Genomic DNA, 13,737 nt, shown 5'->3' with positions numbered 1-13,737 from the left:
AACAAGTCAAAAGTCAAAAGTCAAAAGTCAAAATTAAGAACTTGTTGCCCAATGCCCAATGCCCAATAAATATTGTACAGACGCGATGAATCGCGTCTCCTTTATAACTTGCGCTAGTGTCTTATTATTATTTGGGTGTAGCAGTTTACGACACGAACTGTTTCATTCTGCGGCTTGGGATTTAGGAATTTTCGATCAAGCCGTCTACTTAATTAGCCAAGGACAGTCCCCTATTTCCTCATTCTTGGGGTTTCACATTCTTGGGGATCATGCGGCGACAATTTTATATCCATTGGCTTTACTTTATAAAATCTATCCTAGTGTTTACTGGTTGTTGTTTGTACAGGCAACTGCCTTAGCATCAGGTGCGCTGCTAACTAATTCTATGGCGCGTCAAGCTGGACTAACGGCGCGACAAGTAATCGCAGTGACAATAGTTTATCTATTGTATCCATTGGTATTTAATATTAATCTGTATGATTTTCACCCCGAAGTCATAGCCTTACCTGCACTCTTAGGAGCAATTTTAGCTGCCCGTTTGGCAAAATTTGGCTGGTTTTGTTTCAGTATCTTCCTTGCATTGGGATGTAAAGCAGTATTGTCTCTCACAGTTGCAGCCATGGGAGTCTGGCTACTGGTATTTGAAAAAAGGCGGTTGTATGGTGCGATCGCCATACTTAGTGGAATTATTTGGTTTGCGATCGCCACCAAAGCCATCATCCCTTTTTTTGGTGGTGAAGCAGCCTCAGTCACTCGCCACATCTCACGCTATAGCTACCTGGGAAATTCTTTTGTTGAAATCGCTCAAAATTTACTCTTCAATCCCAACTTAGTACTAGCAAAAATTTTCTCTCTCAATACTTTAGAGTATTTAGCTTTACTTTTTGCACCAGTGATCTGGGGAATTTCGCCTCGACATTTGCTACCTTTAATTGCTGCTATTCCCACACTGATGTTGAATATTCTCGCGAATGCTAGTCAACAAAGAAACTTAGTACATCAGTATTCTTTACCAATCCTACCTTTTTTGTTAGTGGTCGTAATTCAAACCCTGGCTACTGGAAAAGGATGGATACAAAGACCAAGAACAATTATCCTTTGGTCTTTAGTAGCTTTTTTTGCATTAGCTAAATACGGATATTTTTGGACAATTTATCTGGACTCATTCGATACTTGGCAAGCTACACGACAAGCGATCGCCCAAGTTAAAACCCAAGGAGGTGTTTATACCACTGCCGAAATTGCCTCTCATTTAAGCGATCGTCCACTCATTGAGTTTACAGATGCAAATTCCCCACCAGCAGAGATAACGAAATTTGAATATATACTCTTAAATACCCGTCATCCCGGTTGGCTCAGTAATCGCGATTTTGCCATGAAGTTAGTCAATCAGCTCAAAAATACTCAACAGTTTCAACTCAACTACCAGCAAGACGACGTTTATTTATTTGTGAAAAACTCTTCTGCTAGAGATAAAAAGCTTAATTGAAACTTAAATGTCTCTATTTCTGTCTTTTTTCCAGAAAATCGTAAAATAATTAGATTAAGAAAAGATTAACAATATTTTTTACTTGTAACGAGGAGTGAAAAAACAACTTTTTCAGTTTGGTATTATCGGTTGGATGACTGGGATCAGCGCCTTAGTGTTGTTTGCGTGCAGCAGCATCAGACATACACTGTTTCAGTCAGGAGTTCTGGATTTAGGAATTTACGACCAGGTTGTTTACTTAATCAGCCAAGGACAACCGCCTATTTCCTCTTTTCTAGGCTTTCATCACATGGGGAACCATGCAGCTTTTTCAGTCTATCCATTGGCTTTACTTTACAAGATTTATCCCAGCGCCTACTGGTTGTTAGCTGTACAAGCTGTATCCCTCGCTTTAGGTGCTGTACCGACTTATTATCTTGCCTTACAAGCAGGACTGAAGCAAAGCCAAGCAGTAGCAATGACAGCAGTTTATCTACTGTATCCATTGATTTTTAATGTCAATATCTTTGAATTTCACCCAGAAGTAATGTCTATTCCCGTATTTCTGGGTGTTGTTTTGGCAGCACGGTTAGGTAAGGTATTGTGGTTTTGTCTTGGTACTATTTTTATTTTGGGTTGTAAAGCCGTCTTATCGCTGACGGTAGCGGCGATGGGTTTCTGGCTGCTGGTGTTTGAACGGCGGCGTTTTTGCGGTACATTTGCTCTGATTGCTGGTATCAGTTGGTTTTTAATTTCTAGCCAAGTAATTATTCCCCTATTTAGTAATAATGAAGCAGCAGCAGTAGAACGTTACAGCTATTTAGGTGATTCTGTTTTCGCAATTGCTAGTAATATTTTCCTCAAACCAAATATCATTTTTGGTAAAGTATTTTCACTAGATACACTGGAATATTTAGGATTGTTAGTTGCACCTGTAATTTGGGGACTTACACCGCGATATTTAACTCCTTTGGTAAGTGCGATTCCAGCATTAGCTTTAAATATTCTTTCTGAAAAATCAGCCCAACGTGACTTAATTCATCAATATTCTTTACCGATACTGCCATTTTTAATTTTGGCTGTAATTGCTAGTCTTGCTGCTGATCAAGGATGGCTGCGTTCCAAAAAGAAAATAATTTTGTGGGCAATATTAGGTTTCATGGTATTAGGAAAATACGGCTATTTTTGGTCACGATATCTGAGAACAGTTGATAATTGGCAAGCAACAAATCAAGCGATCGCTCAAGTTCAGACAAAAGGCCCTGTTTTAACTACCCACAGCATCGCCCCACATTTAAGTCACCGTCCGATGATTCAATTTGTAGATGATATTAGCGGCCCACCCGCAGACTTAAATCCATTTGAGTATATATTGCTGAACGTGCGCCACCCAGATGGTACGCGCAATCCAGAATTTGCCGCAAATCTAGTAAATCAACTGAAAAATTATCAATTATTTCAACTAGTCTACCAGCGCGATGACGTGTATTTATTTGTCAAGAGAACTCAATAAATAATTTAGTGATTATTTATTACTTAATACTTAATACTTAACTTTTATTTAGTAATCATAAATCCTGATTGAAAATTTCCTTACCTCCTTCTTTGCGTACTTTGCGTACTTTGTGCTAGCCTGCCGCAAGTCGCTAAAGCGTCTACGTTCTTAAAAAGTATTTTTCACAAATCAAACAGGATATCTATAGGAGGGGTTTAGTAATACCAATTTGAAAAAAGAATGCGACAAATAGACCATCTGTAAAGACGCGTAGACGCTCGTAAGAGCGGCTTCTCGTAAGAGTATTATCGCGTCTTTACCAAGGATATGTTGCAATCATTAATTGAATTGGTATAACAATCTGTGTTAAGTTTTATCAATAATAAAATTATTCATGCCCGCCCTTAATAACTATGCCAAACTTGCGATTTATATGAACATTACCAAAATAAAAAACATTTTATTTCAATTTTCAATAATATCACTAGTAATTATTTTAGTAATTGCAATTAGGTTTGAACCAATCACACAAACATTTCAATTTGACTATGATGAAGGCTTTAATTTAATGAAAGCATTTTTGTACTCAAAGGGTTTTTCTCTCTATAGTCAAATTTGGAATGATCAACCACCCCTCTTTACTATTATTTTATCAAATTGGCTGAAACTATTTGGTAATTCTATCTTTGCTGCACGCTTACTGACACTTATATTTTCAGCGATATTAATCTGGTGTTTTTATCAAATAATATTCCTGGAATTAGGTAAGTTTGCAGCTTTAATAGGGACAATATTATTATTTACCTCTTGGTTATATATTCGCTTAAGTATTTCGGTAATGATTGGCATTCCATCCTTATCTTTAGCGATGCTATCTGTTTATTTGTTAAAAATATATAAATATAAAAAAAATAACTTATATTTGATATTATCTGCTGGATGCTTTGCGTTATCTTTGCAAGCTAAATTCTTTACTGTATTTTTAATTCCTTTAATATTATTCGATTTGTTAGCCTCTGATAGCAAAATTCAGGAAATTCAAAAAAATAGAATAGTCTTGTTTAAGAATATAAGTTTATGGTTGATTGTTCTAGGATCAGTTTATATCTTATTCGGAGTCTTTTATCAACAATTTGATAACCAAGAACAATTAATTTTTACCCATCTCAAACAACCAGAGAATTTAGACATTGAAAATTTTAATAATCTGAAATATCTCAGCTACATGATTCATCAAGATTATGATTATATTTTTCTTGCTTTTATCGGGATCTGGTCAATTATATCTCAAAAAAATAAAAATGGATTACTGCCATTTTCCTGGTTAGTTACTGCCATATTGATTTTGCTCAATCATCAACCACTTTGGTATCACTATTATCCCTTACTTGCTATCCCGATTTGTTGGCTAGCTGCTTATGGGGTGGCTTTATTATATGATTTATTTTTGCAGAGTTTACATAAAGATTTCCAAGCGATTAATATTAATTTCCAAAAAATACTTCTACCTTTTTCTTTAGTCGTAATCTTCATTAGTTTAGTAATTACAACTCCTCCAAATCCTCATGGGAGTGTACCCAGGAATTTAGAATTAATGCGAATGGTTGAAAAATACAAAGATTTTACAAACTGGGTATTTACAGATAATCCTATGTATGCTTTTTACAATGATTTAATCGTCCCGCCGGAAATTGCTGTTATGTCTTATAAAAGAATAAATTCTGGAGATTTGACGTTTGCCAAAATGCTTGGCATATTAAAAAAATATCGCCCAGAGCAAATTATATTAACCCGATGGACTATTCAAATTAAGAATGATAAAAACATTATGGATTATATCAATGCTCATTATTCCAAAACTTATGCAAATACAGCTAAAACCGAAGAACAGTATATTTTGAAATAACTTAATGTCTTTGTTTAATTTTATTTTTTGGAAAAATTGTTAACAACAATACTATATATGCAACAACAAATGCTTAGGCTAATAAAAATAGTACTTCGATCTTGACTACTGAATAGTAACTGCAAATATTTTAATCATTTCAGTTTGCTTTCAGTAAGTTATTGATTTTGGTGGAGGAGTGAAATGCATAAAATATTACCAACAGACATTTGGTTTACAGCCATAAGCATAAACATTTACCGAGGAGTTTAAACAACCAATGCTTATGGCTCAAGTTCAGATATTTATCAAAAAAAGTATATGGGAAAGTGATTTCCTTTTTCCCGCAACAATTTGGTTACTCAGTCGATTATTTATTTGGGCTGCGATGTTGCTAATCGCACCAAATCTACCCAAACCTGTAGAAGGAATTTTACCCAGCTTTGGTTTGGGAGTATTTGACGGTTGGGATAGCCTACATTACCGTGCCATTGCTACTTCTGGATATGAATTTATTAATGATGGGCGTCAACACAACGTTGCTTTTTTTCCATTGTTTCCCCTAATGGTTCGCGGTGTTATGGATCTGGGTTTACCTTTTCAAGTGGCTGGGTTATTAGTAAATAACATCGCATTTTTAGCAGCACTTTACTGTGTATACTTTTGGGTTTGCGAACATCATGGAACAAGTAAAGCTAGATGGACAACTACTGTGTTAGCCTGGTGTCCTCTCTCATTATTTGGAACAGTAATTTATACCGAAGGACTATATCTGTTTTTAAGTGCAGCTGCTTTGCGTGCTTTTGATCGTCATCAATATCGTTGGACTGCTTTGTGGGGTGCAATGGCGACTGCGACACGTCCTACAGGTATAGCATTAATCCCAGCCTTCTTAATCGCAGCTTGGAAAGAGCGTCGTCCAAGAGCCGCCTACTTAGCAGCTGCTGCTACAGCTATAGGGCTGCTTGTATTTAGTCTATATTGTGCAATTGATTTTGGTGATGCGATCGCCTTTATTAATGCTCAAAAAGGATGGCGTCCCTCTTTTGGATTTGATGGCCAAGGTTGGTGGAAGATGCTGTCAGAAATCGCACTAGGTAGACTAGATACACAGCAAAGCTGGATTCACAGATTATTACATCCACTCTTGTTTAGTATCATAGTTAGCAGTGGTTGTCTGTTGTGGCGGCATCAACAAAAGTTGAGTTCAGTTACGAAGATTTACGGCTTTTATGCTGTGGTTACATTTTCTCTCATACTAGTTAATGATCGATATATCACTAACTTACTCAACGCGGTCATGGTTTTGGGAGGTGCTTATATTTTATGGCACTTACGTAAAGAATTGACCTCGGTTACTGTTTTTTACGGCTTTTGTGGTATCGCTTTACTACTAGCTTCTGGTGGTACGATATCATTGAGCCGTCTAGCTTATGGCATTGTACCCTTGAGCGTTGCTTTCGGTGTTTTTTTGGAGCGTTATCCCCGTCAAGCATACCTGATTCTAGGCTGGTTTTCTGTTTTGCTAGCCAGAGTTGCTATTGGCTTTGCTCAGGATCGTTGGGTAGGTTAATGCCATTTTGGATTTTGGATTACTCTGTCGAGTAGACACTCCCTGTCTACTTGCAGAAGTCGCTAACGCGCCTACCAAAGGTAGCCGCACTTCATGCGTCTATAGATTTTGCAAAAAGTTTGTAGACGCTTTGCGGCTACCTTTGGAAGCCACTCCGTGTCTACCCGAAGGGTGCGCCAGAAGCCGGCGCTCAAAGCTTTTCAAGACGGATTGGGAAACTCTTTCGTGCATAAGAGTTCTGTAACTCCATCTGTTGCATTCTTTTTTAAATTGGTATAAAGGAAACAACACAGTCAGAGACGGTTATCAGGCGTGACGCTTTGCACCCAACTCTGACTAGCTCCAAAATCAAATGTTATGAAGAGACAAAGAGGAATAAATTTTATTGGTTGCAGAAATTAGATAAATGATTTTCTAGAGTTTCCTAACACAGTAGATTTAAGTAATAAGGTAAAACTTTATTTGTTCCTGTATAAAATAGTTAAATAAATGATTATAGAAATTAAGTTTTAAAGGTGTCAAAAAAAGAAACTATTTTGACTGATGTACGTCTTAGCTAGTTTATGTAAATTTGACTGCTAGATTTGACCAAAAAATTAATATTTTTTTTCAATGTAAAAATATTACCTATAAGTAGAATATACTTTAGATAAAAAATAAAATCTATACTTTAAATATTAAAAACAACGAAATATTAACAACAGTAAATATATTCAATTACAAGCATTGGCCTTCCAAAGCTAAATCATATAGGATTCAGTTAGACCTCTACAATATCTCTGTTTGATATTTGATTTCCTGTTGATCTGGATGATTTTCTAGGACTAGCAGAAAATAGCAGAGTATCTAAAAATAATTTGAAAAATTGTGTTATAAATTACCGTCAGAAAGGTGGCTGATGGTTAAATTATTGAAGGAGCTATGACGTGGAAAATAATAAGTCTGTTGTCTGGCCGCAAGGAATATTGATTTCACTAATTGCCTTGTGCGGCAGCTTGAGCCTTGGTTTGATTATGCCTATTAACCAGAGTACTTCTGAAATTCAGACGCAATCTACTATAAATACTATAAATGATACAGGGGTCAAAACAGGGACTCAAAAACGCCTAAAACAATTCAAGACTGTCATGCTAGCAAGTTGGCAACAACAGGCAACATTAAAAGGCATTTCCTACACTATACCATCGCGCTTTCAAGGGGTAATAATTAATCAGGCAAAACTTCCCCCAAATGATAAAGTTATAGCTCTGACCTTTGATGATGGACCTTGGCCTAGTTACACTGCACAAGTATTAAATGTTCTGAGAGAAAATAATATTAAGGCCACATTCTTTGTAGTTGGACAAAATCTGAAAAATTATCCTAATTTAGCTAAACAAGTTGTAGCAGAAGGTCATGTCATTGGCAATCACACTTGGCATCACTGGTATCACTTTTTTAATCAGCAAGCAGCAGCCTTTGAAATTGACCATACATCAGAATTAATATCTCAAGTTACAGGTGCGAAAACTACTTTATTTCGTCCTCCTGGTGGAATACTGCACAATGGTTTAGCGAGTTATGCAAAAAACAATAAGTATACAGTAGTAATGTGGTCGGCTGATTCTGTAGATTACAATCGCCCCAATGCTTCGACATTAACGAGTAGAGTTCTAAAACAGGCCAAGCCGGGTGGTATTGTATTAATGCACGACGGGGGTGGCAATCGTTCTCATACTGTAGCAGCTTTACCACAAATTATTAGTAAATTAAAACAACAAGGTTATCGCTTTGTTACTATCCCAGAATTATTACAATTACAAGATAAAAACTATAAGTTAATTGCAAATACAAAAAAACAAATGCCTCAATAATAAGTAAGTAGAAGTTTGCGTAAAATAATAGCGTATTTAAATACAGAGGTTTGCGGAGTAACCAACAGACACGCAGAGTCCTTCCATAATTGTAGAGGAAAAACTCTGCGTGACTCTGCGTTTAAAAATATATTATTGTTCACCAAAAAATAAGAAAGGCGCAATATTTTGCGCCTTTCCTGTTAAACTAAACTGGACTCAACTGCTTTTGTTGTTGAGGATTAGCTTCTGGTCCTTCGGCTTCAGAAGGTGGAACTAATTGCCAGAATTTCGGTAAGAATTCTTCCCAGTTTTCGAGAATCATTTTTGCTTTTGGTGATTTGGTGCGATGCAGATGAGCTGTGATTAATTCTTTGAGTTGCTTTTCACCTGCTCCTGTCATCACTCGCTGAATTTTCACAATTTCCCGGTTAACTAATTCTGAGAACCTACCATCTTCATCCAAGAAGTAACCTAGTCCACCAGTCATACCAGCGCCAACGTTACGTCCGACTTTACCAAGCACAACAACCACCCCACCAGTCATGTATTCGCAGCAGTGATCACCTGCTCCCTCTATAACTGCTGTTCCCTTGGAATTACGGACAGCAAAACGTTCTCCAGCCAAACCGTTAGCAAACAACATCCCCCCAGTAGCACCGTAGAGACAGGTATTGCCAATAATCACGTTTTGTGATAATTCGTAGTTAGCTGTTGTCGGTGGTTTGATGATAATTTCACCACCATTCATTCCTTTACCTACGTAGTCGTTGGCTTCTCCTTCCAGAGTCAAAGTCATTCCAGGTAAGTTGAAAGCACCAAAGCTTTGTCCGACGCTACCTTGGAAGTTGAGGTGAATCTGGCCCCTAAAGCCATCGTCGCCGTATTGGGAGGCGATCGCTCCCGCTAGACGTGTACCAACGGTTCTGTCAGTATTCACAACAGCTAATGTCTTCGTAACTACACCATGATTACTAATTGCAGCTTGAATGTCGGGATCAGCAAGTAATTGATCATCCAAAACATCGCCGTTGCAGTGAACTTTCTCATGCACTAACCAGCTACGGTCGGTTTTGGTATCTGGTAGCCGTAATAAGCAGTCAAGGTTGAGTGTTTGTGTCTTGTTAATATGCACATCTTGGCGCGCTTTCAACAAATCAGCACGTCCAACTATATCTAATAGTGAACGATAACCAAGTCGTGCTAGTAAGCTGCGGACTTCTTCGGCGATAAAGTAGAAGAAGTTAACGACGTGTTCTGGGATACCTGTAAACCGCTTCCGTAGTTCTTCTCTTTGAGAAGCAACACCCACAGGACAGTTATTTGTGTGACAGATACGAGCCATGATACAACCTTCGGCAATCATGGCGATCGAACCGAAGCCAAATTCTTCTGCTCCCATCAACGCACCCATGATTACGTCCCAACCACTCTTGATCCCACCGTCTACACGCAGAATCACGCGATCGCGCAAACTATTTTCCATTAGCACACGATGCACTTCTGTCAATCCGAGTTCCCACGGAGAGCCTGCGTGTTTAATAGAACTTAGTGGTGAAGCGCCTGTACCACCATCATGACCGGAAACCTGGATAATATCAGCGTTAGCTTTCGCGACACCCGCCGCGATTGTGCCAATCCCAATTTCTGCAACTAGCTTCACCGACACTTGGGCTTGCGGGTTGATTTGGTGCAGGTCAAAAATTAACTGCGCTAGGTCTTCAATCGAATAAATATCGTGGTGTGGTGGTGGTGAAATCAAGGTAACACCAGGCTTCGAGCGCCGCAGCATCGCAATGTAGGGGCTGACTTTCTTTCCTGGTAATTGTCCACCTTCCCCTGGTTTAGCACCTTGAGCAATTTTGATTTCAATTTGTTTGGCGCTCATCAGGTACTGTGGTGTGACACCAAAACGTCCTGATGCTACTTGCTTGATGGCGCTGGAAGCGGTATCACCGTTGCGTAATCCTTTCAGGTGAGCCAAAGTCGGCGAATGACCAGCAGCATCGACATCATCTAAGACTGTGAACCGGACTGGATCTTCTCCACCTTCTCCAGAATTAGATTTACCACCGATGCGATTCATGGCGATCGCTAAAGTTTCATGAGCTTCTCGCGACAAAGCTCCCAAGGACATACCACCGGTACAAAAGCGCTGGACAATTTCGCTAACTGGCTCTACTTCTTCTATAGAAATCGGAGTGCGATCGCTCTGCATGTCGAGCAAGTCCCGCAGTGCAGTTAACGGTCTTTGTTGCAGATACTTCTTATAAACTTCGTAGTGGTCGTAGTTCTTGCCATCAACAGCCTTGTGTAACGCTTTCGCCAATTCGGGGCTATTCATGTGGTATTCACCACCGGGACGATAATTGACAAAACCAAGGTTTTGTAATTTCTTAGTCTGAAGTTCCGGGAAAGCTTTGATGTGGAAAGATAGCACTTCTTGAGCCAGATCGCTGACACTCAAACCACCGATGCGGGAAGTTGTACCTTTAAATGCTAGCTGTAGTAAATCGCCACCAATACCAATCGCTTCAAATATTTGGGCTGCTTGGTAACTAGATAGTAAGGAAATCCCCATCTTCGAGAGAATTTTCAGCAAACCATTTTCTACTGCTTGGCGATAGTTACCGATAGCTTGGTCGAGAGTGAGGTTAGCAATTTTACCTCGCTCCATAAATTGTTTTGTTTTCGGATCTGCCCACCAATCAGTTACTGTCTCTAGGGCCATGTACGGACAAATCGCACCAGCACCGTAGCCAATTAAACAAGCAAAGTGGTGAGTACTCCAGCACTGAGCTGTGTCAACCACCAAGGATGCTTTCATCCGCAGTCCTGACTCAATCAGGTGATGGTGTACCGCACCCACCGCCAATAAGGGAGGAATGTAAGAATATTCTGAGCTGATTCCTTCACGGGCGCGATCGCTCAGTACTAAAATCTTTGCACCAGCACGCACTGCTTCTACTGCTTGGGTTTGCAAAGATTTGACTGCGGCTTTTAATTCTTCTGGACCTTTGGTAATGCTAAACAGTGTTGATAACTCAGTTGTCGTAAACTCGGAATTTTTAATTGCTTCGAGTTCGGTTTGTGTCAGCACTGGCGACTCTAGTTTTAATCTGCGAGCATACTCTGGTTTGGGGTCTAACAAATTACCCCGTTCACCCAGTTCGACTTTTAACGACATCACCAATTTTTCCCGCAGAGGATCAATGGCGGGATTTGTCACTTGAGCAAAGCGCTGTTTGAAGTAGTCGTACAGCAAGTGGGGTTTTTCCGAGAGGATGGCTAAGGGAATATCATCACCCATGCAGAAAGTTGCTTCTTTGCCATCCATGGCCATTGGCTGAATCACCATTTCCACATCTTCTGTGGTGTAGCCAAAAGCAACTTGATGTCGTAGTAGGCTTTGTCTATCTATATTAATTGTTGGTTGTTGATTAATGATTTTTCGGTGTCCGTTACCATTTTCATTGGCGTGGACTCCGTTACCATTAACTGATGACAAATGACCATTGACCAAAGTTTTGAGTTCTTGGCGGTGCTGTTGCAACCATTTTCCATAGGGTTGTTTTTTGGCAATGCGCTGTTTGATTTCCCAGTTTTTCAGGACTTCATGGCTGTCTAAATCTACGGCGATCATTTGTCCTGGACCGAGTCTGCCTTTTTCGATGATACTAGCTTCATCAACTGACACCACACCAGCTTCGGAAGCCACAATAATATAGTCGTCTTTGGTGATGCAATAGCGAGCAGGTCTTAAACCATTGCGGTCTAAGGTTGCGCCGACTTTGCGACCATCGCTAAATACCAAAAGTGCTGGACCGTCCCATGCTTCCTGGAGACCGCTATAGTATTCGTAGAAATCAACAATCTCCGGGAAATCACGTAGGGAAGGTTGATTTTGATAAGCTTCTGGAACCATAATCATCAAGGCTTCCAGGGGACTACGACCAGAGCGTACGAGTAACTCAAATACATTATCTAAGGTCGCAGAGTCGCTGTTATTAACATTGACAAAAGGCTTGAGTTCTTCGATGCGATCGCCCCAAACTGGATGCTCTAAACTTGCCTGTCTAGCCGTCATCCAGTTAATATTACCCAATAGGGTATTAATTTCGCCATTGTGACCCAAAAGCCGCATCGGTTGTGCTAAGGGCCATTTCGGCATCGTGTTGGTGCTAAAGCGACGGTGGTATACAGCAAAGGCACTTTTATAAGCTGGGTTTTTTAAATCGAGATAAAAATCTCCCAAAACCGCTGAACGCACCATGCCTTTGTAAACGATTGTGCGGCTTGACAGGGAACAAATGTAAAATTCTTCTGACCAGTCATGATTATGATTGCGGATGGCTTTAGCGATCAGGCGACGGGTAATATATAATTGCCGTTCGAGTTCGTCACCACTTTGATCAGCAGAGACTAAAAAAACTTGTTCGATTTGGGGTTGATTTTCTCTAGCCTGTACACCCAATATCTCTGGTGCTACTGGTACTACTCGCCAGCCCAGTACAGTCAAATTTTCCTCAGCTGCTACTTGCTCAACTACAGCTTTAGCCTTTTGTGCTACTTGTGGGTTTTGCGGTAAAAATATCATCCCCACGGCTACATTGTTGTTAGTAGGAATTTGCATTCCCCGTGTGGCAAAATCCTCTTGGAACAACTCCCACGGAATCGCGGTCAAAATTCCTGCACCATCACCAGAGTCTTGGTCTGCACTGCAACCACCCCGGTGTTCTAGACAAGTCAAAGCACCTAAAGCTTTTGAGACAATTTCATAACTAGAGTATTTTAAACGATGGGCTATAAAACCCACACCGCAGGCATCTCTTTCTTCAACCAGCCACCTTTGTCCTTGGTAGGTACACTCCTGAGAATTGTCTGCAAAACTAATTTGATGCTCTTGATTCACCGATTTTTTATTCATAGACTAACCCTGCTATCGTAATGCCGACAATGAATTAACAATTAGGTCTTTGCAACTGGGAAATATTTTCTAAATACACGAATGAAAAAATTCACAATAACCGAAATTTAAGGAAAAAAAATTTTAACTTCGAGCTGATATTTACCATGCCCGTGTTAAAATCTATGCGTCGTTTCTTATGGGTTTTTCCTGAGTTAAGCAAACGACGTTTGCCTACGCAGTGTTTGATTTATATCGTGAAGCTATGTACTCCTCAATGCCCTTTATTTTCCAATACAATTTACTAATTGGCTGTAGCCTTTTGCGGCTTAACTAAAAAAATCAAATTCTTCACATCTCTAATTTTTGAGACAAAAATTATCCTGATTCAGCGACAAAATCAGCGTATTACACTATATACCCATTTGGCAATTCCTAAATCTATTTGGATTAGCTCTCTAGATTTTTACTGACCACCCTTTGTTACCTGTGTTGCTACCAGCTAAACCTCACCTAAATAGCAAGTAACTAGTGAGGATGGTCCACCTAGATTCAGCTTAAAAGCTTTTAACTGCTGT

At 39.5% G+C, this 13,737-nt stretch carries 6 protein-coding genes; 5 read left to right on the top strand and 1 reads right to left on the bottom strand.

Annotation, left to right across the window (positions count from 1 at the left end):
• Positions 1-58 precede the first annotated feature (58 nt).
• The 5 genes from ACE1AT_RS26740 to ACE1AT_RS26720 all read left to right on the top strand — a co-directional run bounded on the left by ACE1AT_RS26740 (position 59) and on the right by ACE1AT_RS26720 (position 8,274).
• Positions 59-1,489: a DUF2079 domain-containing protein gene (locus tag ACE1AT_RS26740; RefSeq protein ID WP_374873914.1), complete on the top strand. Its 1,431-nt coding sequence runs from the start codon at positions 59-61 to the stop codon at positions 1,487-1,489.
• Between the two features lie 94 nt (positions 1,490-1,583).
• Positions 1,584-2,981, top strand: a complete 1,398-nt coding sequence (locus ACE1AT_RS26735) for a DUF2079 domain-containing protein (protein WP_374873912.1) — start codon at positions 1,584-1,586, stop codon at positions 2,979-2,981.
• Positions 2,982-3,357: 376 nt separating this feature from the next.
• Positions 3,358-4,869: an ArnT family glycosyltransferase gene (locus tag ACE1AT_RS26730; RefSeq protein WP_374873910.1), complete on the top strand. Its 1,512-nt coding sequence runs from the start codon at positions 3,358-3,360 to the stop codon at positions 4,867-4,869.
• Positions 4,870-5,134: 265 nt separating this feature from the next.
• Positions 5,135-6,421, top strand: coding sequence for a mannosyltransferase family protein (locus tag ACE1AT_RS26725; protein ID WP_374873908.1), 1,287 nt, complete (start codon positions 5,135-5,137; stop codon positions 6,419-6,421).
• A 926-nt stretch (positions 6,422-7,347) separates the two neighbouring features.
• A complete protein-coding gene (locus ACE1AT_RS26720; protein ID WP_374873906.1) occupies positions 7,348-8,274 on the top strand; it encodes a polysaccharide deacetylase family protein in 927 nt (308 codons plus the stop codon).
• A 187-nt stretch (positions 8,275-8,461) separates the two neighbouring features.
• On the opposite strand, the gene ACE1AT_RS26715 is transcribed toward ACE1AT_RS26720, so the two are convergent.
• Positions 8,462-13,180 (bottom strand): glutamate synthase-related protein, encoded by a 4,719-nt coding sequence (locus tag ACE1AT_RS26715; protein WP_374873904.1) that lies wholly within the window; start codon positions 13,178-13,180, stop codon positions 8,462-8,464.
• Positions 13,181-13,737 lie beyond the last annotated feature (557 nt).

The sequence above is a fragment of the Pelatocladus sp. BLCC-F211 genome (genome assembly GCF_041928655.1).
In the GTDB taxonomy this organism is placed as follows: Bacteria; Cyanobacteriota; Cyanobacteriia; order Cyanobacteriales; family Nostocaceae; genus Pelatocladus.
The sequence above is the reverse complement of the archived record's forward strand: the minus strand, read 5'-3'. Positions and strand labels throughout refer to the sequence as shown.